Raw genomic sequence first — 22,510 nt, 5'->3', positions numbered from 1 at the left:
CACCCCCTGTACGTCCCCCCTTATCGCGTTATCGACAAGGAGTCCTTGTGAACGGCAGAAAGAACGGTGCGACGAAGCTCTGTTCGGCGCTCCTGCTGGCCGGTGCCCTCACCTTCACCGCCGCCTGCGGCGGCGGGGACAGCGGCGGCGACGGCACGACCACCCTGCGGGTGGCCTGGTGGGGCAACGACACCCGCCAGGCGATCACCGAGGAAGTCCTCAACCTCTTCATGGAGAAGAACGAGGACATCAAGGTCGAGATGGAGTATTCCGACTGGGACAACTACTACGACCGGCTCACCACCCAGATGGCCTCCGGTGACGCGCCCGACGTGTTCGCCACCGAGATCCGCCGGATGGGCGAGTTCGGCACCCGCAACGCGCTGGCCGACCTCGACGGCCTGGTCGACATGAGCGGCCTGGACGAACAGCTCCTGCTGTCCGGCCAGCTGGAGGGCACCCAGTACGCGATACCCACCGGCGTCAACGCCTTCATCATCGCCGCCAACAAGACCGTCCTGGACGAGGCCGGCATCGCGCTGCCGGACGACACCACCTGGACGTGGGACGACTACAAGGAGTTCAGCGCCGAGGTCACCGCGGCCACCGACGGCGGCTCGTACGGCACCCAGCTGAGCTTCAACGACGCCTACCTCAACATCTACGCCCAGCAGCACGGCGAGAAGTTCTACAGCGACGACGGCAAGATCGGGATGTCCGAGGAGGTCATCGCCGACTGGTACAGCTTCCAGCAGGAGCTGATCGACTCGGGTGCCAGCCCCGACGCCTCGCGCAGCGCCGAGCTGGGCTCCACCGGTGTCGAGGCCTCCTTGGTCGCCACCAACAAGGGCGCCTTCGGCATGTGGTGGTCCAACCAGCTCAACGCCATCACCACCGGCTCCGGCTCGGAGATCGTGCTGCTGCGCATGCCCAAGGACGCCGACGCCGTCAGCGGCGGCCACTTCCTCCAGCCGAACATGTTCTGGTCGGTCGCGGCCAGCAGCGGCAAGAAGGACGCCGCAGGCCAGCTCGTCGACTTCCTGGTGAACGACGCCGAGGCCGCCGCCATCATCGGCTCCGACCGCGGTCTGCCGCGCAACGAGGCCGTGCTGGAGCAGATCCGCGCCGACCTGCCCGAGACCGACCAGGCCTCGCTGGAGTTCATCGGCGCGCTCGCCGACGAGCTGAACGACCCGCCCAAGGCCAACCCGAACGGCGCCGGCGAGATGCCCGCCATGCTGGAGCGGTACGGCCAGGAAGTCGTCTTCGGCCGGATGAGCCCGCAGGAGGCCGCCTCCGGCTTCATCAACGAGGCCAACTCCGTCCTCAGCAAGTAATACCGAGCCGGCCCGCGCACCGCCCCTCGCCGGGGCGGGTGCGCGGGCTCTCGGCCGTACCACCGCTACTCAGGGGAGAACTGAGAGATGACCCGCCGCTACGCCTTCGTCGGACTCGGCAACCGGGCCCAGATGTATGTCGACGCGCTGCTGGGCGACTGGAGCGACACCGGTGAGATCACCGCGCTCTGCGACCTCAACCAGACCCGCATGGACTACTACAACCAGCTCATCACCGCAGCCGGCCGGCAGGCGGTGCCCACCTTCACGCCCGACGCCTTCGACGCGCTGCTGGAGCGGGCGGACGTGGTCGTCGTCACCACCATGGACTCCACCCACGCCCACTACGTCTGCACCGCGCTGGACGCCGGCCGCGACGTGGTGGTGGAGAAGCCGCTGACGATCGACGCCGAGAGCTGCGAGCGGATCGCCGACGCCGCCGAGCGCAACCCCGGGCAGCTGATCGTCACCTTCAACTACCGCTACTCCCCCCGTAACTCGGCGGTACGGCAGGCCATCGCGGACGGCCGGATCGGCGATGTCACCTCCGTGCACTTCGAGTGGGCGCTGGACACCATCCACGGCGCGGACTACTTCCGCCGCTGGCACCGCCGCAAGCACGAGTCGGGCGGGCTGCTGGTGCACAAGTCCACCCACCACTTCGACCTGATCAACTGGTGGCTGGCGGCCAGCCCCGAGCTGGTGTTCTCCCAGACCGACCTGCGCTTCTACGGCAGCGAGGCGGCCGGCGCCGCACTCGCGGGCGGCGCGCGCCCCGAGCGCGGCCAGGGCTCCCCCGGCCTGGGCTCCGACCCGTTCATCCTGGACATCTCCGTCGACCCGAAGCTCAAGGCGCTCTACCTGGACGCCGAGCACGAGGACGGCTACATCCGCGACCAGGACGTCTTCGCCGAGGGCGTCACGATCGAGGACAACATGGCGGTGCTGGTCCGCTACGACAACCGCGCGCTGCTCACCTACTCGCTCAACGCGCACTCCCCGTGGGAGGGCTACCGGGTCACCTTCAACGGCACCAGGGGCCGGCTGGAGCTGGAGGTCGTCGAGCGCGCCTGGACCCCGCCGCACGCCGCGATCGACCCGACGGCGGCCAGCAAGTCCCTGGCCGAGGGCGTCTCCGAGCGGCTGGTGCTCCAGGAGCACTGGAAGCAGGCCGAGGAGATCGAGATCCCGCAGGGCGAGGGCGGCCACGGCGGCGGCGACCGGCTGCTGCTGAACGACGTCTTCCGCGGCCCGGACAACGACCCGCTGGCCCGCCAGGCCGGATACCGGGACGGCATCCGCAGCGTACTCACCGGCGTCGCCGCCAACGAGTCCGCCCGCACCGGCGCCCCGGTGCTGCTGACGGACGAGGGCACCAAGCTCGCCCCGCGGGACTGAGCCGGTGAGCCGGGACGGCGGGGAGCGGCGGTCGGGGCCCTCCCCGCCGTCCCGGCTCACAGCGGGGCCGGCTGCCGCCCGGGCTCCACGGGGGCGGGCGGGCGCCGGGAGGGGACCAGCACCCCGGCCAGCACCGCCGCCAGCAGCAGGAACCCCACCCCGACCCACAGCGCCACCGTGTAGCCGTGCACCAGCGCGGCCGGGGCGCCGCCCCCGGCCGGGTGGGCGGCGGCCACCGAGGTGGCGACCGTGTTCAGCAGGGCGATCCCCAGCGAGCCGCCGATCTGCTGGGCGCTGTTGACGAGCGCCGCCGCCACCCCGGCGTCGCGCGGGTCCACCCCGGCCGAGGCGGTGATCATCGCCGGCATGACCGCGCAGCCGATGCCCGCGCCGATCAGCAGCTGGGCGGGGAGCAGCCGGACGGCGAACACCTCGCCGGTACCCGCCTCAAGACCGGTCAGCAGCACCATCCCGGCGGCGGCCACCAGCAGCGCGCCGGCCATCAGATGCCGCGCGGGCACCCCCCTGGCCAGGGCCCTGCGGGCGATCACCGCCGCGCCGACCCCCATGGCGGCCGACAGCGGCAGGAACGCGAGCCCCGCCTCGACGGGCGAGTAGCCCAGCACCGCCTGGAAGTAGTACGTCAGGAACAGGAAGAGCCCGAAGAGACCCACCTGGGGGACGCCCACCGCGAGGAACGCGCCGCCCCGGGACCGGTCGGCCACCACCCGCAGCGGCAGCAGCGGATGCGCGGCCCGCCACTCCACGCGGGTGAACGCGAGCAGCGCCAGCGCGCCGGTGACCAGCAGCACGGCGACCACGGGCCGGTCCCAGCCGCCCTCCGCCTCGGCGAACGCGGCGACCAAGGCGAGCAGCCCGCCGCAGCCCAGCAGCGTGCCGGGCAGGTCGAGCCGGCCGCCGCCCGGCCGGGGCGGGTCCCGGCGCAGCAGGGCGCAGCCGGCCAGCGCGAGGGCGACCAGGGGCACGTTGACGTACAGGCACCAGCGCCAGTCCAGGTACTCGGTGAGGATCCCGCCGGCCAGCAGCCCGGCCGCGGCGCCGCCGCCGCTGAGCGCCCCGTAGACGCCGAACGCGCGGGCCCGGTCCCGGGCGCTGGTGAACAGGGTGGTGAGCAGTGAGAGCGCGGCGGGCGCGAGGAGGGCGGCGAAGGCCCCCTGGAGGGCGCGCGCGGCGAAGAGCGCGCCGGGTCCCGGGGCGGCGCCGCCCAGGGCGGAGGCCGCACCGAACCCGGCCAGTCCCAGCAGGAACATCCGCCGCCGCCCGGCGAGGTCGGCGATCCGCCCGCCGAGCAGCAGCAGCCCGCCGAACGGCAGGGTATAGGCGGCCACCACCCACTGCCGGCCCGCGTCGGTCATGCCGAGGTCCTGCTGGGCGGAGGGCAGGGCGATGTTGACGACCGTGGCGTCGAGCACCACCAGCAGCTGGGCGAGGCCGATGACGGCGAGGGCCCACCAGCGGCGGGGGTCGGCGGGCTCCCGCGCGCGCTCGCGCTGCTCCGGCGGCGGGTCCGGCCGCTCCGGCCGGTCCGCGCCGCCGGTGCTCAGCACGGGTGCGCCTCGATCAGGGCGAAGGGCGCGAGAGCGGCGGGCGCGGCGACCCGGACCGAGCCAAAGCCGTTCTTGACCAGCAGGGCGCGCAGTTCGGCCTCGGTGCGCTCCCGGCCGCCCATGTTGGCCAGCATGTAGAGGTCGCTGAGGTAGGTGAGCGGGTCGGCGTCGGGGGTGACCCGTTCCGGCATCAGCACCTCGATGACCAGCAGCCTGCTGTGCGGGGCGAGCGCGGTGCGGCAGGTGCGCAGGATCCGCTCGGCGTGCGTGTCGCTCCAGTCGTGCAGCACGCTCTTGAGCACGTACAGGTCGCCGCCCTCCGGTACGGCGGTGAAGAAGTCCCCGGTGCTGATCCGGCAGCGATCGGCGACCCCGGCGGCGCCCAGGGTGCCGGGGGCGTCGGCCGCGCCCTCGGGCGAGTCGTACAGCACCCCGGTCAGCTCCGGGTGGGCGGCGAGGACGGCGGCCAGCAGGGCGCCGTCGGCGCCGCCGACGTCCACCACGGTACGGACGCGGGAGAACGCGTAGGCGGCGGGCAGCGCGGCGGCCAGGGTCCGGGTGGCCTGCCGCATGGACGCCTGGAAGGTGGCGGACAGCTCCGGGTGGGCGCCCAGGTGCTGGAAGAAGCCGGTGCCGAAGATCCGGTCGAAGGCGGGTTCACCGGTCCTGATGCTGTGTTCGAGCCCGCCGAAGGCCCGCCGGAAGTCCCCCGCGCCCTGTTCGGCGAAGGCGCGCAGCGAACCGGGGTCGTCGCCGCGCAGCCGGGCGCCGGCCGGGGTGAGGGCGAACTGTTCGGGCCCGGTCTCGCGCAGCAGCCCGAGGGCCGCGAGGGCGCGCAGCAGCCGGAGCAGGGACGAGGGGTCGGTGTCGGTGGCGTGGGCGAGCGCGGCGGCGTGGGCGCCGTCGCCGATGCGGTCGGCCAGCCCGAGCCGGACGGTGAGTTCGACGAGGTCGGAGGTCATGTAGCCCCACAGCAGCCGCAGCAGCAGGGACTGGTCGGGGAACTGCGCGCGGTGGTCGGGGACCGGCGGGCCGGGGAGGGTCATGGGCGGCTTCCGTTCTCTGAGCGGTGGGGGTGCGCTACGCGTGGCCGGCCGCGGGGCGGCGCAGGCACCAGGTGCGGGGGCCGCCGTCGGCCGGGGTGACGTCCGCGCTGATCTCGAAGCCGAGCCGCTGGTAGAAGGGGAGGTTGCGCGGGTCGGAGGTCTCCAGGAAGGCGGTGACGCCCTCCGCCTCGGCCGCCTCGATGCCGGGCCGCAGGACGGCGCCGCCGAGTCCGGCGCCCTGCCGCTCGGGGGTCACCCCGACGGTGGCGAGGAACCACACGGGCTCGGTGGGCCGGTGCGGGGCGAGGGCGGTGTCGAGGGCCTCCTGGGCGGCGGCCCGGGTGCCGCACAGTTCGGCCAGCCGGGGGCCGATCTCGGCGAAGACCGCGCCCGCGTTGCCGTTGTGCGGGGTGGTCCACACGGCCACCGCGTCGCCGCCGTCGGCGACCCAGACCCGGCCGGCCTCCAGGCCCACCCGGGTGAAGAAGAGTTCCTGAATGGCGGTCACCCGTTCGGCCCGGCCGTCCGGGTCGACGGTGTGGCGCAGGGCGGGGTAGCCGGCCAGGGCGCGGCCCAGGGTGCGGACGGCGCGCGGGGTGTCCTGCGGTTCCGCCGGGCGGACGCCGGTGTCCAGTGCGGTCATGGTGGGGGTGTCTCCTCGCCGGGGGGATGGTCGTCGGGGGCCGGTCCCGCCGGGGACCGGTCCAGGATCGCGAGGGCCTGCCGGTGCAGCTCGCGGTTGGCGGACAGCGCCCCGGTGCCGCGCAGCGGGTCGCCGCCGCGCAGATCGGTGCAGCGCCCGCCGGCCTCCTCGACCACGATCCGCACGGCGGCCACGTCCCAGGGGGCGACGACGGGTTCCGCGGCGATGTCCAGCACACCCTCCGCAACGAGGCAGTGCTGGAGAAAGTCACCGAAGGCCCGTTCCTCCCAGCAGGCGTCGGCCAGGGCGAGATAGGCGGGGCGGGAGTGGAAGGTGTGCCAGGTGCTGGTGCGGGTGGTGGAGAGATAGGCGTCGGCGAGCCGGCCGACGCCGGAGACCCGCAGCGGTACGGGGGCGGCCCCGGCCCGGCGCAGCAGGGCACCGGCGCCCCGGGCCGCCCACCAGCGGCTGCGCAGGGCGGGGGCGCTGACGACGCCGAGCACCGGGCGGCCGGCGTCCAGCAGGGCGATGAGGGTGGCCCAGACGGGCAGGCCGCGCAGATAGTTCTTGGTGCCGTCGATGGGGTCGACCATCCAGGTCCTGCCGCCGGTGACGGCGCCGCCGCCCTCCTCCCCCGCGACGGCGTCGGCGGGCCGCTCGGCGCGCAGGGTGCGGCGGACGGCGGCCTCCACGGCGGTGTCCGCGTCGGTCACCGGGGTGCGGTCGGGTTTGCTGCGGCAGCGCAGGTCGCCGGCGCGGAAGCGCCGCAGGGTGAGCGCGTCGGCGGTGTCGGCGAGCCGCAGCGCGAGCCGGACGTCGTCGGGGTGCGGTGCGTCCACGGGGTCTCCGGTGGTCGGACGGGTCGGGCGGATCGGACGGGCCCGGGTCCGGACGGGCCGGGGGTCCGGGCGGCCCCGGGTCAGCGGGCGGGTGCGTCGGCCGGTGCGTCGGCCGGGGCCGCGCGGTGCTCCGCGTACCGGGCCAGCTCCGCGCCGTGCCGGGCGATCTTGTGGAAGGCGGCGGCGTACTCCTCGATGAGCGGCTTGTCCTGCGGCCAGCGGCTGAAGGTGGGCAGGGAGAGCGCGTGCTGTTCGACGTGTGCGGCCGCGGAGCCGGGCATGGCACCCGCGGAGCGCTTGGCGGTGCCGGGGAACAGCGGGTTCTCGGGCGCGGCGTACAGCGGGAGGGTGCCGAGCCGGGGCGCGGAGGGCGCGCCGGCTTCCATGCCCTCGGCGCGCAGCGCGTCGATGAGCAGGGCGCGGTCCACGCCCGGCAGTGCCTTCGGCCGGTAGAGCGGCTTGTAGCCGTACCAGGCGCCCATGTCCACGTCGTCGGCGACGGTGACCGGCTCCAGGTAGGGCACGTCGGCGATGAGCCCGCCGAGGTGGTGCAGACAGCGGTGCCGGGCGTCGCGGCGGGCGGGGAAGGCGGCGAGCGCGTGCCGGGCGACGACGGCGTTCAGCGGGGACATCCGCAGTTTGAGGCCGAAGCCGGTGACCCAGTGGTCCCGCAGCCGGGCGTCGGTGACCTCGTCGCGGGACCGGTCGCGGTAGTGGCCGAGCAGGGTGGCCCGGTCGTGGACCCCGGCGTCGTTGGTGACGAGGATGCCGCCCTCCCCGGCGTAGACGGCCTTGGCGGCCTGGAGGGAGAAGACGGCGGCGTCGCCGAAGGTGCCCACGGGGCGGCCCCGGTAGCGGCTGCCGTGCGCGTGCGAGCAGTCCTCCAGCACCTTGAGTCCGTACCGGGCGGCGATGTCGAGCACCCGGTCCATGTCGGCGGGGTGGCCCCACTGGTGGACGACGGTGACGACCCGGGTGTGTTCGGTGACGGCGGCTTCCAGGGCCCGGGGGTCCAGACAGCGGGTGGCCGGGTCGATGTCGGCGAGCACCACGTCGCCGCGCAGCGCGAAGACCGGGCTGAGCGCGGCGTGGTAGGTGAGCGCGGGTCCGATGACGTCCACGCCCTCGCGCACGCCGAGCGCGAAGTAGGCGGCGAGCAGCGCGCTGGTGCCGGAGTTGAAGGTGACGGCCCAGCGGACCCGGTGGTCGAGGAAGTCCAGGAAGTCCTCCTCCAGGGCGCGGATGGGGCCGCTGCTGCCCTTGATGGAGATGTCGGTGTTGCGCTGGGCGGTCAGGTCGGCGAGTTCGGCGGCGTCGCCGGGCGGGGGCCACATCTCGTGGGGGCGGGGGTGGCCGATGGCCGGCCGGCCGCCGAGGAGGGCGAGCCGGTCGTCCGCGCTGGTCCTGGTCATGGGCCTTTCCACGGTTCGGGAACACGGGTGGGTGGGGGTCGGCGCCGGGTCAGCGGAACCACAGTTCGCGGCCCGCGAAGTCGATCCGCCCCATGCCCACGGCGTACAGCCGCAGCAGCATGGCGTGCCGGACCGGCGGCGTGCCGCTGGTGATGGTCAGCCGCGCGCGGCCGGTGGCGCCGGGGTCCACGCGCAGGGTGTCGGGGTCGAGCCGGAAGCCGAAGCCGTAGGCCCGGCCGCGGGTGATGCGGGCGCCGAGCAGGACGTCGAGGGGTTCCTCGCCGTCGTTGTCGATGACGGCGGTGAGTTCGGCGGGGCGCTCGGGGTCCAGCCGGGTCTCGCCGGTGAGGGTGAGGCGTACCGAGTCGTCCTCGGTGTCCTGGGTGGCGCCGCACAGCGGGCAGCTGAGGAGTTGCCGGGTCAGCCAGGGGCGCAGCACATGGGCGCTGTGGTAGCGGTGCTGCGGCTCCCCGCAGTAGCGGCAGCGGCCGTAGGGGCTGTCGACGGCGCGCACGGCGTACGCGGGCCGGTACGCCTCGACGAAGTGGTATTCGCGGGTCTCGGTCAGCCGCAGCAGGGTGGCCAGCAGATGCCGGTCGAGGCGGGCGCAGTTGCCGAGGATGCGTCCGGTGGCCTTGGCCAGGGGTTCGGACTGGGTGAGGTCGCCGATGCCGGCCCGGACGCGGCGGGCCACGGCGGGCAGGCTGTTGGCGGCGTCGGCGAGGACGGAGCGGGTCTTGTCGAGCCGGATGTCGAGGGAGGCGAGGTTCTCGTAGCGTTCGACGGCGCGCACGATCCGGTCGGCGGGGGTGGAGGGGGTGCCGTCGGTGACGGTGAGGGTGCGGGAGGTCCGCGTTCCGGTGAGCGGGCGGTCCTGGAAGCCGAGGACGACGACGTGCGGTGTGCCGTCCAGGACGGCGGAGGTCGCGTACACCGGGTGCCGGCCGCCGAACGGGGTGTCGGCGGTGACGCGCAGCCGGCCGGCGCGGTGGGCCTCCCGCAGCGCGGGGTCGCGCAGCGGGACCCGGGTGCGGGCGGGCATGGTGTGGTGGAAGGTGATGCGGGCGCCGCCGGCCCGTTCGGTGACGGTGACGGTTCCGGCGGGCGCCGGAGCGGGCGCGGGGGCGGACGGGTCGGTGTAGCGCGCCTCCGGGTCGCCGATCACCAGGATCTCGGGCGCGTCGATCCCCCAGGCGCGCAGCGCGGTGTTGACCTCGCGGACGGCCTCGCCGACGGTGAGCCCCTCGTCGAGGAGGTGGTGGAAGAGCAGGTTCTCGGCCGGGGTGCCGTCCTTGAGGAGGGGGCTGGCGATGTAGGTGCCGGCCCAGCCGTCCAGGAAGCGGCGGGCGACGGTGAACCGGTTGTGGCGGCCGAACAGCTGGGTGCCGAACTTGAGGGTGAGGCAGGCGTTGACGAAGACGATCTGGGCGGGGACGGTGGCCGGGTCCAGGCGGCGGGCGTCGGGGTAGACGCAGTCGTCGCCGCGCATGCAGGCGGGCAGGGTGTGGGTGGTGGCGCGGGCGGCGGCCTGCTCGGCGGGGTCGGGGGTGAGCCCGCACAGGATGTCGCGGGGGGTGAGCCGCAGATAGTCCTCGCTGCCGTGGGTGATGAGGCTGAGGACCCGCAGCAGCGGCCGTTCGGCTGTGCCGGGCGCGGTGGCGCCGGCCGGGGCGGCGAAGGCGGCCGGGTCCAGGGCGTCCTGCGGATAGATCGTCAGCCTGCCCTGGGTGAGCGGTTCCGCGCCCTTGAGCAGGGGGGCGAGGAGGGCGTCCCGGCCGGCGGGTGCGGCCGGGTGGGCGAGGGTCTTGAGGACGAGGTCGGCGAGCCGGTCGGGGGTGTCGGCGCACAGGACGCCGAGGGCGGGGCCCGGGTGGCGGTGGCGCAGTTCGGTGGTGAGGGCGAAGCCGAGCCGGTCGGTGGGGCCCACCAGGGTGAGGTGGTGGGCGTCGGGGGATTTTCCCGCGGCGGTCAGCACCGCGTCGGGGTCGCGGGCCAGCACAAGGGTGGCGCGTTTGGCGAGCGCGAAGACGGCGGCCGGGAAGGCGAACGGGTCGTCCTCGCCGGCCAGGGCGATCACCAGATGGCCGGGGCGTGCCGTACCGGCGAGCACCGCGCGGGCGTCGGCGACGGTGGCGGCGCCGGGGGGCGCGGTGGCCTGCGGCAGGCCGAGCCGGGCGGCGATCCGGCGGGGCCACCGGTGCGTCCCGGTGCGGTCGAGTGCGGGGACGGCGGTGGGGCGGCCGTCGTCCGCGGGGGATGCCAGGGCCGCCGCGAGGTAGGTCCGCGGGGTACGGGCGAGGGTGATGCGCACGGCTGTCGTTCCTCTCCGGTACGGGTCGGGGGTGCGCTCGGGGGCGGCTCAGCGGTGGCGGTACACGCCGTCGATGGTGCGCACGGTGGCGAGCTGGCGGGCCAGATGGGCCTCCCGGAAGGCGCGGTCCTCCAGGCGCCGCAGATAGCTGGCGAGCATGGTGCGCACCGTGTCGCCCTTGGTGCCGCGCCGGACGAAGCGCAGCGGACCCGCGGAGCGGGCGGGGGTGAGGGTGGCCTCGCCGGGCTCCAGGGTGAGGGTGCCGCGGGTGCCGAGGACGGAGAGGCGTTCGGTCTTCTCGTAGTGGTGGCGGGAGATGCGCAGGGACCCGGCCAGGGAGGGGGCGGAGTAGCCGTAGAGCAGGCTGACCAGGTCCTCCAGGCGGTGGTCGCGCATCTCCGGGTAGCGGTAGGTGAAGACGGCGTCGACGCGGGCCGGGGGCGGGAACATGCCGGCCAGGACGTCGATGAGGTGGTAGCCCATGTCGAGCAGGACGCCGCCGAGCGCGGTGTCCGGGCGGGCGCGCCAGCCGCTGGTGGGGCGGGGCAGGTTCAGGTGGTAGTCGTAGGAGAACCAGTAGGGCTCGCCCAGCCGCTCCAGGTGGCGCCTGGCGAAGCCGAAGACGGGGTCGAAGTTGCGCTGGAGCAGGGTGTAGACGCTGCGGTCGGACCGCCGGGCGAGGGCGGCGAGCCGGTGGGCCTGCGCTTCGGTGACGGCGAACGGCTTCTCCTTGATGACGTGCTTGCCGTGCCGCAGCAGTTCCTCGCAGACGGCGAAGTGCGCGTGGTGCGGGACGGTGACCACGGCGGTGTCGAAGCGGACGCGGGCCACCGCCTCGGCGACGCTGCCGAAGTGCGGGAAGCCGAGGGTGCGGGCGATGTCCCCGGCGCCGGGGGCGCTGTCCACGCCTCCGGCGATGTCGGCGCAGGTCCGCAGGACGGGCAGGTACTCCCGGCCCTGCTGTCCGGCGAAGCCGACGAGCAGGGTGCGGGGCCTGGCCGGGGCGGTGGTGGGCGCGGGTGCGGGTGCGGGTACGCGCATGGCCGTGGCTCCTCAGCTGCGCCGGGCCGCGGCGGCGGCCAGCCATCGGTGGGCGGCGGTGACCAGGTCCGTGATGAAGGTGCTCTCGCCGGGGATGCGGTGCTGGTCCAGCAGGGCGAGGTCGCCGGGGCCGACCCAGGCGTGCCCCAGGTGTTTGTCCGGCTCCAGGCGCGGGGCGCTCAGATCGCCGTCCACCTCGACCACGAAGTCGAGTTCGGTGTGGGGTACGCCGTCGGCCGTCCAGTGGGCGGGGCCGAGCGGGGCGAGGACCCGGCGCAGCCGCCAGCCGGTCTCCTCGGTGATCTCCCGGCGCAGGGCCGCCATCGGGTCCTCGTCGCGTTCCACCGCGCCGCCGACGATGTCCCAGCGGCCGGGGAAGAGGCGGCGCTCCCAGGACCGCTGCTGGACGAAGATCCGGTCGCCGCCGTCCCGGATGAGCGCGCCGACGACGAGCCGCGGGGTGGTCATGGCCTGTCCTTGGGTGCGAGGGGGTGCCGGGCGTAGTGCTCCAGGACCCGGTGGAACGCCTCGCCGTGCAGGGCGGCGGCGGTGCGGCTCCAGCCGGTGCTGTCGTCGCAGGGCTGGTGGTAGCAGGGGTCGTGGGGGACGCCCGGGGTGCCGCCCCACAGCTCGGCCTGCTCCTCGGTCTTGGGTTCGTAGGAGCCGCCGTAGAGGCCGCCGGTGGGGATGCCGGCGTCGAGGAAGGGGGCGAAGTCGGAGCGGCCGTCGGGCGGGAAGGGCCGCGCGGTCTCGCCGAGGCCGGCGAAGGCGGCGGTGAGCCGGCCGGCGATGTCCGCGGAGGGCGGGTCGCCGGGTCCCGGGTCCAGGACGTACAGGCCGTGGTTGGGGCTGCCGATCATCTCCAGGTTGAGATAGAGGGCGGTGGCCTCGCGTTCGGGGGCGGAGAGGGTGTCGAGGTAGTGGGCGGAGCCGAGCAGGCCGAACTCCTCCGCCGCCCAGAACGCGAACCGCAGCCGGGCGCGGCCCGGGTCGGCGGCGCGGGGGGCGGCGTCGAGGGCGGCTTCCAGCAGGACGGCCGCCGCGACGCCGTTGTCGTTGATGCCGGGGCCGTCGGGTACGGAGTCGAGGTGGGCGCCGGCCACCACGGTGCGTCCCGGGTCCCCGGAGGGGGTGGTGGCGATGAGGTTCTCGGTGGTGCGCGGCTCGGTGAGCGCGCGCAGCCACAGCTGTCCGGTGCGGCCGGCCGCCGCTTCGGCCGCCAGGTCCGCGGCGGTGTCCGCGCCGATGCCGCCGACCGGGATGCGGGCCGCCTCCGGGTCCGTCAGCCAGCCGTGCGGGGCGTCGGGGCCGGGGCCGGCGAGCAGCAGGGCGGCGGCTCCCGCGTCGGCGGCGGCCCGTTCCTTCTCGGCGGCGGCGCAGCCCTCGGCCGGGAGCACGACGGTGCGGCCCTCGGCCGGCACCCCGGCCCAGTCGGCGGCGTCGCAGCCCGTGGCGTCCAGCGGCAGGAACGCGGCGTTCAGTCCCGCCTCGGGCGTGGACGGTGCATATCCGAAAGCGGTCACGACCGGGGATCTTCCGTCGGACAAGGTCATTCTTTCTTCCACCGTCTCCGTGTAGAGAAAAGAGAACTCCTGGCGCCGGAGCAGATAACCGGCTGCCGACAGTTCCTTCTCGACATAGCTGAGCGACGCGGCGTGGCCGGCCGTCCCGGAGGCGCGATGGCCATGGTGGGCGAGGGCGATCCGCTGGAATTCCTCCAGGTGATCACCCACTCTGACCAGGGACAACGTAGGGGTTTCCGACTGCTGAGCGGGCTGGGACAGGCTTTGGGTCAGCAGGAGAAAAGGAATTCCGGCACACATCCACGCGGACAATCCGACTCCAGGAGGGCGGCTCGAAAATGAAGTCTTGATTCCGCCGGGAAAATTACCCGGGGCCGATGGCAGCAAACTCGAACATTCAGAATTACAGCGGGCGGGGGAGCGTGCCGGGCAATGCGGCGGAACGGAATATCCGCGCGCACGCCGGGCGCGCACCGACCCTCGGGCCCCCGGGGCGCCGCCCACCCCGATCGCCGCTCGCCCTAGACTCGATCGCATGCAGACCGCAGGGGCCCAGGCGGCCGTGGAAGCCGTCGGGCTGGTCAAGCGGTACGGCCGCACCACCGCCGTCGACGGACTCGACCTCACCGTGGAACGCGGATCGGTCACCGCCGTGCTCGGCCCCAACGGCGCCGGGAAGACCACCACCATCGAGGCCTGCGAAGGCTACCGGCGGCCGGACGCCGGCCGGCTGCGCGTCCTCGGCCTCGACCCCTACACGCCCGCCGGCGCCGCCGCGCTGCGGCCCCGGATCGGCGTCATGCTCCAGAGCGACGGCGTCTATCCCGGCGTCCGCGCCCTCGAAATGCTGCGGCACCTGGCCGCCCTGCACGCGCACCCCCTGGACGTGGACGCGCTGGCCGAACGGCTCGGCCTCGCCTCCTGCGGCCGTACCCCCTACCGCCGGCTCTCCGGCGGTCAGCGGCAGCGGCTCGCGCTGGCCCTCGCCGTCGTCGGCCGCCCGGAACTCGTCTTCCTCGACGAGCCCACCGCCGGTCTCGACCCGCAGGCCCGGCACGCCACCTGGGAGCTGGTGCGCGAACTGCGCGCGGACGGCGTCACCACCGTCCTCACCACCCACTTCATGGACGAGGCCGAAGAGCTGGCCGACGACGTCGCGATCATCGACACCGGCCGGGTCATCGCCCGCGGCACCCCCGCCGAGCTGTGCCGGGGCGGCGCCGCCGACACCCTGCGCTTCGGCGGGCCGCCCGCCCTGGACCTCACCTCCCTCAAGGCCGCGCTGCCGGCCGGCGCCGATGTGAGCGAGCCGAGCCCCGGTGCCTACCGCGTCACCGGCGAGATCGACCCGCGCCTGCTGGCCACCGTCACCGCCTGGTGCGCCCAGCACGGCGTGCTGCCGGACCGGATCACCACCCGCCGGCACACCCTGGAAGACGTCTTCCTCGAACTGACGGGCAAGGAGCTGCGGTCATGACCACCGACTCGGCCGCCACCGGGAACACCGGCCGGACCCGGGACACCGGGGCCGCGGGGGACGCCGGCGACACGGCCCGGCCCGGCACCTTCACCCCGCGCCCCGCCGCCGCCCCGCTGCCCCGCATGATCGCCGCCCAGGCCGCCCTGGAGACCCGGATGCTCCTGCGGCACGGCGAACAGCTGCTGCTCACGGTCGTCATCCCCACCCTGCTCCTGGTGCTGTTCAGCACCGTCGAGATCGTCGACACCGGCGACGGTGCCCGCGTCGACTTCCTCACCCCCGGCGTCCTCGCGCTGGCCGTGGTCTCCACCGCCTTCACCGGGCAGGCCATCGCCACCGGCTTCGAGCGCCGCTACGGCGTGCTCAAGCGGCTCGGCGCCTCCCCGCTCCCCCGCTGGGGCCTGCTGTGCGGCAAGACCTGCGCCGTCCTGGTCACCCTGGCGCTCCAGACGGTGCTGCTGACCGGCACGGCCTGGGCGCTGGACTGGTCCCCGCACGGCAATCCGCTCGCCCCCGCCGCCCTGATGCTGCTGGGCGCCGCCGCCTTCAGCGGCCTCGGGCTGCTGATGGCCGGGACGCTGCGCGCCGAGGCGACCCTGGCCGCCGCCAATCTGGTCTTCATCCTGCTGCTGCTCGGCGGCGGTGTGATCGTCCCACTGGAGAACTTCCCCGGCGCGGTGCGCACCGTGCTGGAGCTGCTGCCGGTCAGCGCCCTGTCCACCGGACTGCGCGAGGTGCTCCAGGACGGCGCCGCCATGCCCTGGGCCCAGGCCGGGATCCTGGCCGTGTGGTCCGTGCTCTCGCTCGGCGCCGCGGCCCGCTTCTTCCGCTGGGAATGAGCCGAAGCACCCCCTCGTGAAAACGCGCACAAGCTCGGGGCCTACGATGAGCGGGTGCTGAAAGCAGTGCGAAATCCCCTCGCGTACATCGCCGAGCGCTGGACCCCGCGCCCCGAAACGGTGCGCCGTGCCGCGCTGACCGCCCTGGTGATGAGTGTCCTCATCATCATCACCGGAGGCGCCGTCCGGCTCACCGGCTCCGGGCTCGGCTGCGACACCTGGCCCAAGTGCACGGACGACTCGCTCACCACCACCGCCGAGATGGGGGTGCACGGGCTGATCGAGTTCGGCAACCGGATGCTGACCTACGTGGTCAGCGCCGCCGTCGGCTGGACCATCATCGCCGCCCGCGCCGCCAAGCCGCGCAGGCATCCGCTGACCCGGATGGCCTGGGCCCAGTTCTGGGTGGTCATGAGCAACGCCGTCATCGGCGGCATCACCGTGCTCACCGAGCTGAACCCGTACATCGTCGCCGCGCACTTCCTGGCCGCGATGGCACTGCTCACCACCACCACCCTCACCTGGCTGCGGGCCCGCGAGGGCGACGAGCCGCCGCGTCCGCTGGTCGGCGTCCCGGTCCGCCGCGCCGTGTCCGGGCTCACCGTGCTCACCGCCGTGCTGCTGGTGGCCGGCACCGCCGTCACCGGCACCGGCAAGCACGCCGGGGACAGCGGGGACATCGAGCGGATGCCGTTCGACTGGGAGACGGTGACCCGGGTGCACTCCATGCTCGCCTGGTCGGTGGCGCTCGGCGCGCTCGCCGTCTGGCTGGTGCTGCGCCTGGTGGACGCCCCGGCCGGGCCGCGCGCCCGCAGCCGCGATCTGCTGCTGGTGGTGCTCTCCCAGGGCGCGATCGGCTATGTGCAGTACGCCCTGGACGAGCCGGAGTGGCTGGTCGGCATCCACATGCTCGGCTCGGCCCTGGTGTGGATCGCGATGCTGCGGCTGCTGCTGTCCACCCGCGAGCGCGGCCCGGCCCCGGTCTCCGCGCCGGACACCGAGCCCTCGGCCGGACGGCCCGAGAAGGAGCCTCAGCCGGTCTGAGCCGGTCGCTCGTCCAGCCGGTAGATGCGCCGGGCGGTCCCGCCGCTGATGCGGTCGGCGATCCGCCGGGCGTCCTCCCGCGAGCAGTCGCCCTGGGTGATCCACTCCCCCAGCAGCCGGGTCATGGCCCGCTGGTACTGCCGTACCCGCACCACGTGCAGTTCGGGCAGGGCCCGGGCCCCGGTGGAGAACAGCAGCTTGCCGAACGGCGCCCGCGCCAGCGTGACGGCCGGCTCGGGCCCCACATCGGCGTAGACATGCGGAAAGGCCGCGGCCAGCCGGGCCGCGGCCTCGTGGTGGGGCCGGCGCGGAAGCAGCACGAGCGGGGCACGCCCCGCCGTGGCCCGCAGCAGCGGGACCAGTGGCTCCGGGTCCGCGCAGCGCAGTTGGACGGGGAGCCCGCAGGCCAGCGCGGCCCACAGCAGATGGCCGGTGAGCGCGGGCTCGCTGCGCCGCCGCCCGCAGGCCAGCCAGCGGCCGGCCGCCCGGCGCACCTCGGCGGGCTCGGGCGGGCCCGGCTCGCGCAGCGCGGCGGCGTCGCAGACGAAGGCGACCGCGCGGCGGGCGGCGCCGTGCAGCGCCTGGGCGATGTCCTGCGCGAAGGTACGGACCCCGCCGCCCCGGTCGGCGGCCTCGCCGGCCACCGCCTCCAGCGCGGCCAGTTCGTGGGCCCTGGTGCCGGCGGCCGAGGCCAGTTCCCCGATCGCGGTGACGGGCTCCTCGGTGCCGTCGCGGTCCGCGCCGGGTATCGAGGGGTCCACGAGATAGGTGTGGATGCCGCTGCCGCGCAGCAGCGCGCGGGAGGCGGCGTACGCCCCCAGCTCCCGGCGGCGGGCCAGGTACCGCACGGCGGTGCAGTGCGGCGGCAGCCCGAGCAGCGGGGGGCACCAGCGGCGCAGCGCGAGCCCGGTGGTGGTGTCGTACGCGCTCCCGGTGCCGGCGGGGCCGCCGAGCGCGGCGGCGAGGTGCCGCTCGAAGGTGCCGAGGCCCAGGTCGCCGTGGAGCACGCCGTGGCCGTGCTGGTCCACCAGGGGCGAGGTGTGCATATTCCGCCTAACGCCCGAAACCGCTTTCAGGTATTGCGGGGTCCGCCGATCTGGAGCCCGGCCATCCGGCTCCACTCGTAGCGGCCGGTGCGTACCTTAGCGGCGAGCGGGGCGTCGAAGGTGTCCTGCGGGGTGATTCCGGCCGCTTCCAGCGCCTGCCGGGCGGTGTCGCCGTCCGGGGCCATCAGATCGCCCCAGCCGCCGTCGGCGCCCACCAGGACGACGCGGACGCCGCGTTCGCCGGTGTAGGAGACGGTGGCTTCGGCGGACCCGCCGTGCGCGCGGGCGAAGGCGGTGATGCGGCGGGTGAGCCGGCGGCCGGTCCTGGCGGTGCTGCGGGTCGTCATGCCCGGCATGCTACTTCCCGGTAATCCCGCTCGGGAACACCCCCGGGCCGCCCCCGCCGACCCCGGATCAGCCGATGAACGGGTCGATCGCCACCGCGATGAAGATGAGCGAGACATAGGTGATGGACCAGTGGAACAGCCGCATCTCCTTGAGCTTGGATCCGGTGATCCCGGCCCGGGCGCGCGCCTGGAGGGCGTGCGCCTCCCACAGCCACCACGCGCCGGCGGCCAGCGCGACCGCCGGGTAGAACCAGCCGGTGTAGCCCAGCGGCCACAGCAGCAGCGAGACGCCCACCATGACCCAGCTGTAGACCACGATCTGCCGGGCCACGACCTTGTTGCTCGCGATGACCGGCAGCATCGGCACCCCGGCCCGCGCGTAGTCCTCGCGCACCTTCATGGACAGCGGCCAGTAGTGCGGCGGGGTCCAGAAGAAGATGACCAGGAACAGGATCACCGCGCCCCAGGACATCGAGTTGGTGACCGAGGACCAGCCGATGATGACGGGCATGCAGCCGGCGATGCCGCCCCACACGATGTTCTGCGCGGTGCGCCGCTTGAGCAGCATGGTGTAGACGAGCACGTAGAAGAGCAGCGCGCCCAGCGCCAGCGCGGCCGACAGCCAGTTGACCAGCAGGCCGAACATCGCGGTGGAGAGCACCGCCAGCGCGATGCCGAACACCAGGCACTCGGCCGGGCTCACGATCCCGGTCACCAGCGGCCGGTTCGAGGTGCGGTGCATGAGCGCGTCGATGTCGCGGTCGTAGTACATGTTGAGCGCGTTGGCGCCGCCCGCCGACAGATAACCCGCCGTAACGGTAACGATCACCAACCAGAGGTCAGGAACCCCTTGCTCCGCGAGGAACATCACCGGGATGGTGGTGATGAGCAGCGTCTCGATGATGCGGGGCTTGGTCAGCGCGATGAACGCCCTGATCCGGGCTCCACGCGTCCACTGGCCGGAGCCGGGACCGCGCTCTGCCACCGGACGGGAATCGACGACCGTCACGGACACCCCTGATTCTGCGAGATCAGCGTCGGGGCACCGGCGTAGCGGCCGTCGTGCCGCTGACCGCTCATGGACGCCCCTCACATGAACACCGTCACTCTAGACGCCCGAGATACCCACCTTGTCTCCGGGGTCGCCCCACGCCGGGCGTGCCGCGTGCGAGGGCGCGGCGCGCCTGGGATGGTGGGTCGCGTCATCGCCACCACGGTCCGTTCACCGTCCGCCGGGGCCGGCAGCGCCGCCGCACCCCCCGACCACTGGACGAACGCGGACACAGGACCCCCGCACGCCAGGGGTAGGCTCGGACCGCCCGGTGAGCCTCGCGCCGCTTCCGGTGGGAGAACGCATCACCGGACCTATCGACCGCGGAGAGGAGCCCTGACGCAGGGTGAGCACCAAGCCGACCACCTCAGCCCTCGACTGGACCGAGCTGGACCAGCGGGCCGTCGACACCGTTCGTGTTCTGGCCATGGACGCCGTACAGAAGGTCGGAAACGGCCACCCCGGTACGGCCATGTCGCTGGCCCCCGCCGCCTACGTGCTGTTCCAGAAGCTGCTGCGGCACGACCCGTCGGAGCCCGACTGGACCGGCCGGGACCGCTTCGTCCTGTCCGTGGGTCACACCAGCCTCACGCTGTACATCCAGCTGTACCTGGCCGGGTACGGCCTGGAGCTGGACGATCTGAAGTCCTTCCGCACCTGGGACAGCCGTACCCCCGGGCACCCCGAGCACGGGCACACCGTGGGGGTGGAGACCACCACCGGGCCGCTGGGCCAGGGCGTGGCCAACGCGGTGGGCATGGCGATGTCCGCCCGCTACGAGCGCGGTCTGTTCGACCCGGAGGCCGCGCCGGGCACCTCCCCGTTCGACCACACCATCTGGGTGTTCGCGGGTGACGGCTGCCTCCAGGAGGGTGTGGCCGCCGAGGCCGCCTCGCTGGCCGGGCACCAGAAGCTCGGCAACCTCGTCCTGCTGTGGGACGACAATCACATTTCCATCGAGGGTGACACCGAGACCGCGATCTCCGAGGACACCCTGGCCCGCTTCGAGGCGTACGGCTGGCACATCCAGCGAGTGGCCCCGCTGGAGAACGGCGACCTGGACCCGAAGGCCGTCCACGAGGCGCTGCTCGCCGCCCAGGCCGTCACCGACCGGCCCTCCATCGTCGCCGCCCGCTCGATCATCGCCTGGCCGGCCCCCAACGCCCAGAACACCGAGGCCGCGCACGGCTCGGCGCTCGGCGCGGACGAGGTCGCCGCCACCAAGGAGGTCCTGGGCTTCGACCCCACCAAGTCCTTCGAGGTCGCCCCCGAGGTGCTCGCCCACACCCGCGCCGTCACCGAACGCGGCCGGCGGGCGCGCGCCGCGTGGGAGGAGCGGCTGGCCGCCTGGCGCGAGGCCAACCCGGAGCGCGCGGCCGAATTCGACCGCATCCGCGCGGCCCGGCTGCCCGAGGGCTGGGAGAAGGCGCTGCCCGCCTTCCCGGCCGGCAAGGACGTCGCCACCCGCAAGGCCTCCGGCAAGGTGCTCAGCGAGTTGGGCCCGGTCATCCCCGAGCTGTGGGGCGGCTCCGCCGACCTGGCCGGCTCCAACAACACCACCATCGACGGCAGCGCCTCCTTCCTCCCCGAGGGCAACTCGCTGCCCGGCGCCGACCCGTACGGCCGCACCATCCACTTCGGCATCCGCGAGCACGCCATGGGCTCGGCCATGAACGGCATCGCGCTGCACGGCAACACCCGGGTGTACGGCGGTACGTTCCTGGTGTTCTCCGACTACATGCGCCCCGCCGTGCGGCTGGCCGCCCTGATGGGGGCGCCGGTCACCTACGTGTGGACGCACGACTCCATCGGCCTCGGCGAGGACGGCCCCACCCACCAGCCGGTGGAGCACCTGTCCGCGCTGCGCGCCATCCCCGGCCTGAACATCGTGCGCCCGGCCGACGCGAACGAGACCGTCCTGGCGTGGCGGGAGATCCTCGAGCGGTACGCCACCAAGCCGGCGCCGCACGGCCTCGCGCTCACCCGGCAGAACGTGCCCACCTACGCGCCGAACGAGAACACGGTGCGCGGCGGTTACATCCACACCGAGGCCGAGGGCGGCACCCCGCGCCTCATCCTCATCGGCACCGGCTCCGAGCTGCAGCTCGCGCTGGCCGCCCGTGAGGTGCTCCAGGCCGAGGGCGTCCCCACCCGGGTGGTGTCGATGCCGTGCGTGGAGTGGTTCGAGGAGCAGGATCAGTCCTACCGCGACCATGTGCTGCTGCCGGTCGTGGCGGCCCGCGTCGCGGTCGAGGCCGGGGTCGGGCTGACCTGGCACCGCTACGTCGGCACCGCCGGGCGGATCGTTTCGCTGGAGCACTTCGGGGCGTCCGCGGACTACCAGACGCTCTACCGCGAGTTCGGGATCACCCCGGAGGCCGTCGCCCAGGCGGCCCGGGAATCCCTGGCCGCCGCAGAGCGCTGAATTCTAAGAGACAACAAGCAGGGGATGCGATTTCCATGACCGACGCACTCAAGCGGCTCTCCGAGGAGGGTGTCGCGATCTGGCTGGACGACCTGTCGCGCAAGCGCATCACGTCCGGCGACCTCGGTGAGCTGCTCGACCAGCAGCACGTCGTCGGGGTGACCACCAATCCAGCGATCTTCCAGAAGGCGATCTCGCAGGGCGACGGGTACGAGACCCAGCTGACCGACCTCGCCACCCGGAAGGTCACGGTCGAAGAGGCCGTCCGCATGATCACCACGGCCGACGTGCGGGACGCCGCCGACGTCCTGCGCCCGGTGTACGACGCGACCGAGGGCCGCGACGGCCGGGTCTCCATCGAGGTCGACCCGCGCCTGGCGCACAACACCCGGGCCACCGTCGCCGAGGCCAAGCAGCTGGCCTGGCTGGTGGAGCGCCCCAACACCTTCATCAAGATCCCGGCCACCCGGGCCGGGCTGCCCGCCATCACCGAGACCATCGCCCGGGGCATCAGCGTCAACGTCACGCTGATCTTCTCCCTGGAGCGCTACCGCGAGGTGATGGACGCCTACCTGACCGGTCTGGAGCAGGCCCAGGCCAGGGGCCTGGAGATCTCCACCATCCACTCGGTGGCGTCCTTCTTCGTGTCCCGGGTCGACACCGAGATCGACAAGCGCCTGGAAGCGCTGGGCACCGAGGAGGCCAAGGCGCTGCGCGGCAAGGCCGCCCTCGCCAACGCCCGGCTCGCCTACCAGGCGTACGAGGAGGTCATCGCCTCCGACCGCTGGCGCGCCCTGGCCAAGGCCGGCGCCAACGAGCAGCGCCCGCTGTGGGCCTCCACCGGTGTGAAGGACCCGGCCTACCCGGACACCCTCTACGTGACCGAGCTGGTCGCCCCCGGCACCGTCAACACCATGCCGGAGGCCACCCTCAAGGCCACCGAGGACCACGGCGAGATCACCGGCAACACCATCGCGGGCACCTACGAGCAGGCCCGCGCCGACCTGGACGCGCTCGCCGCCGCCGGCATCTCCTACGACGAGGTCGTGCAGCTGCTGGAGGACGAGGGCGTGGAGAAGTTCGAGTCGGCGTGGACCGCGCTGCTCGACTCCACCCAGGCCGAACTCGAGCGGCTCGCCGGCGGGGAGGTCTGAGCGACG

19 protein-coding genes are annotated in these 22,510 nt (G+C 73.9%); 7 read left to right on the top strand and 12 right to left on the bottom strand.

Features of this window, described 5'->3' with window-relative positions; genetic code table 11:
• The first annotated feature begins 47 nt into the window (after positions 1 to 47).
• Together BM385_RS10885 and BM385_RS10880 are read left to right on the top strand one after the other, a co-directional pair.
• Complete coding sequence (locus BM385_RS10885; protein ID WP_019433842.1) at positions 48 to 1,337, top strand: ABC transporter substrate-binding protein; 1,290 nt, start codon at positions 48 to 50, stop codon at positions 1,335 to 1,337.
• Positions 1,338 to 1,424: 87 nt separating this feature from the next.
• Positions 1,425 to 2,735, top strand: a complete 1,311-nt coding sequence (locus tag BM385_RS10880; protein ID WP_019433841.1) for a Gfo/Idh/MocA family protein — start codon at positions 1,425 to 1,427, stop codon at positions 2,733 to 2,735.
• 56 nt (positions 2,736 to 2,791) lie between these two features.
• Here the strand turns inward: BM385_RS10880 and BM385_RS10875 are convergent, their stop codons facing one another.
• The 9 genes from BM385_RS10875 to BM385_RS10835 all read right to left on the bottom strand — a co-directional run bounded on the left by BM385_RS10875 (position 2,792) and on the right by BM385_RS10835 (position 13,328).
• Positions 2,792 to 4,303, bottom strand: a complete 1,512-nt coding sequence (locus BM385_RS10875; RefSeq protein ID WP_019433840.1) for an MFS transporter — start codon at positions 4,301 to 4,303, stop codon at positions 2,792 to 2,794.
• Positions 4,297 to 5,349 (bottom strand): methyltransferase, encoded by a 1,053-nt coding sequence (locus BM385_RS10870; protein WP_019433839.1) that lies wholly within the window; start codon positions 5,347 to 5,349, stop codon positions 4,297 to 4,299. Before BM385_RS10870 ends, BM385_RS10875 begins: the two co-directional genes overlap by 7 nt.
• Positions 5,350 to 5,383: 34 nt before the next feature.
• Positions 5,384 to 5,992 (bottom strand): GNAT family N-acetyltransferase, encoded by a 609-nt coding sequence (locus BM385_RS10865; RefSeq protein ID WP_019433838.1) that lies wholly within the window; start codon positions 5,990 to 5,992, stop codon positions 5,384 to 5,386.
• Positions 5,989 to 6,831 (bottom strand): histidinol-phosphatase, encoded by an 843-nt coding sequence (hisN, locus tag BM385_RS10860; protein WP_019433837.1) that lies wholly within the window; start codon positions 6,829 to 6,831, stop codon positions 5,989 to 5,991. Before hisN ends, BM385_RS10865 begins: the two co-directional genes overlap by 4 nt.
• 80 nt (positions 6,832 to 6,911) lie before the next feature.
• Positions 6,912 to 8,243 (bottom strand): DegT/DnrJ/EryC1/StrS aminotransferase family protein, encoded by a 1,332-nt coding sequence (locus tag BM385_RS10855; RefSeq protein WP_019433836.1) that lies wholly within the window; start codon positions 8,241 to 8,243, stop codon positions 6,912 to 6,914.
• A 49-nt stretch (positions 8,244 to 8,292) separates the two neighbouring features.
• A complete protein-coding gene (locus BM385_RS10850) occupies positions 8,293 to 10,554 on the bottom strand; it encodes a hypothetical protein (RefSeq protein ID WP_093842894.1) in 2,262 nt (753 codons plus the stop codon).
• Between the two features lie 48 nt (positions 10,555 to 10,602).
• Positions 10,603 to 11,595, bottom strand: a complete 993-nt coding sequence (locus BM385_RS10845) for a Gfo/Idh/MocA family protein (protein ID WP_019433834.1) — start codon at positions 11,593 to 11,595, stop codon at positions 10,603 to 10,605.
• Positions 11,596 to 11,607: 12 nt separating this feature from the next.
• On the bottom strand, positions 11,608 to 12,063 hold the full coding sequence (locus tag BM385_RS10840) for an NUDIX hydrolase (RefSeq protein WP_093842893.1): 456 nt from the start codon (positions 12,061 to 12,063) through the stop codon (positions 11,608 to 11,610).
• Positions 12,060 to 13,328, bottom strand: a complete 1,269-nt coding sequence (locus BM385_RS10835) for a M28 family peptidase (protein WP_019433832.1) — start codon at positions 13,326 to 13,328, stop codon at positions 12,060 to 12,062. The genes BM385_RS10840 and BM385_RS10835 overlap by 4 nt, the downstream gene beginning before the upstream one ends.
• 325 nt (positions 13,329 to 13,653) lie before the next feature.
• Between BM385_RS10835 and BM385_RS10830 the strand changes: the two genes are divergently transcribed.
• The 3 genes from BM385_RS10830 (at position 13,654) to BM385_RS10820 (ending at position 16,481) form a co-directional block, all read left to right on the top strand.
• A complete protein-coding gene (locus BM385_RS10830; protein WP_093842892.1) occupies positions 13,654 to 14,595 on the top strand; it encodes an ABC transporter ATP-binding protein in 942 nt (313 codons plus the stop codon).
• A 125-nt stretch (positions 14,596 to 14,720) separates the two neighbouring features.
• A complete protein-coding gene (locus BM385_RS10825) occupies positions 14,721 to 15,437 on the top strand; it encodes an ABC transporter permease (protein WP_093842970.1) in 717 nt (238 codons plus the stop codon).
• Positions 15,438 to 15,494: 57 nt separating this feature from the next.
• Complete coding sequence (locus BM385_RS10820; protein WP_276035149.1) at positions 15,495 to 16,481, top strand: COX15/CtaA family protein; 987 nt, start codon at positions 15,495 to 15,497, stop codon at positions 16,479 to 16,481.
• Here the strand turns inward: BM385_RS10820 and BM385_RS10815 are convergent.
• Genes BM385_RS10815 through BM385_RS10805 form a run of 3 tightly spaced genes read right to left on the bottom strand, consistent with a single transcriptional unit; the run spans position 16,469 to position 18,883 of the window.
• Entirely contained in the window at positions 16,469 to 17,527 is a 1,059-nt protein-coding gene (locus BM385_RS10815) for an amidohydrolase (RefSeq protein WP_093842890.1), read from the bottom strand. The two genes, BM385_RS10820 and BM385_RS10815, sit on opposite strands and share 13 nt — an antisense overlap.
• Before the next feature lie 26 nt (positions 17,528 to 17,553).
• The gene (locus BM385_RS10810; protein ID WP_019433827.1) at positions 17,554 to 17,883 is read right to left on the bottom strand and encodes a hypothetical protein; all 330 of its coding nucleotides are present in this window, start codon (positions 17,881 to 17,883) and stop codon (positions 17,554 to 17,556) included.
• Between the two features lie 58 nt (positions 17,884 to 17,941).
• Positions 17,942 to 18,883, bottom strand: a complete 942-nt coding sequence (locus BM385_RS10805; RefSeq protein WP_026047437.1) for a heme o synthase — start codon at positions 18,881 to 18,883, stop codon at positions 17,942 to 17,944.
• Positions 18,884 to 19,271: 388 nt separating this feature from the next.
• Between BM385_RS10805 and tkt the strand changes: the two genes are divergently transcribed.
• Together tkt and tal are read left to right on the top strand one after the other, a co-directional pair.
• Entirely contained in the window at positions 19,272 to 21,350 is a 2,079-nt protein-coding gene (gene tkt, locus BM385_RS10800; protein ID WP_019433825.1) for a transketolase, read from the top strand.
• A 35-nt stretch (positions 21,351 to 21,385) separates the two neighbouring features.
• Complete coding sequence (gene tal / locus BM385_RS10795; RefSeq protein WP_019433824.1) at positions 21,386 to 22,504, top strand: transaldolase; 1,119 nt, start codon at positions 21,386 to 21,388, stop codon at positions 22,502 to 22,504.
• The last annotated feature ends 6 nt before the right edge of the window (positions 22,505 to 22,510 follow it).

Source organism: Streptomyces harbinensis, assembly GCF_900116145.1.
Lineage (GTDB): Bacteria > Actinomycetota > Actinomycetes > Streptomycetales > Streptomycetaceae > Streptomyces > Streptomyces carpaticus.
This window is presented reverse-complemented; position numbering and strand designations above follow the sequence as displayed.

Coding starts and splice junctions, on each gene's coding strand:
- BM385_RS10830 (WP_093842892.1), top strand. CDS start 13,654: ATGCAGACCGCAGGGGCCCAGGCGGCCGTGGAAGCCGTCGGGCTGGTC.
- BM385_RS10840 (WP_093842893.1), bottom strand. CDS start 12,063: ATGACCACCCCGCGGCTCGTCGTCGGCGCGCTCATCCGGGACGGCGGC.
- BM385_RS10870 (WP_019433839.1), bottom strand. CDS start 5,349: ATGACCCTCCCCGGCCCGCCGGTCCCCGACCACCGCGCGCAGTTCCCC.
- tal (WP_019433824.1), top strand. CDS start 21,386: ATGACCGACGCACTCAAGCGGCTCTCCGAGGAGGGTGTCGCGATCTGG.
- BM385_RS10855 (WP_019433836.1), bottom strand. CDS start 8,243: ATGACCAGGACCAGCGCGGACGACCGGCTCGCCCTCCTCGGCGGCCGG.
- BM385_RS10810 (WP_019433827.1), bottom strand. CDS start 17,883: ATGCCGGGCATGACGACCCGCAGCACCGCCAGGACCGGCCGCCGGCTC.
- BM385_RS10845 (WP_019433834.1), bottom strand. CDS start 11,595: ATGCGCGTACCCGCACCCGCACCCGCGCCCACCACCGCCCCGGCCAGG.
- BM385_RS10880 (WP_019433841.1), top strand. CDS start 1,425: ATGACCCGCCGCTACGCCTTCGTCGGACTCGGCAACCGGGCCCAGATG.
- BM385_RS10865 (WP_019433838.1), bottom strand. CDS start 5,992: ATGACCGCACTGGACACCGGCGTCCGCCCGGCGGAACCGCAGGACACC.
- BM385_RS10825 (WP_093842970.1), top strand. CDS start 14,721: ATGATCGCCGCCCAGGCCGCCCTGGAGACCCGGATGCTCCTGCGGCAC.
- BM385_RS10815 (WP_093842890.1), bottom strand. CDS start 17,527: ATGCACACCTCGCCCCTGGTGGACCAGCACGGCCACGGCGTGCTCCAC.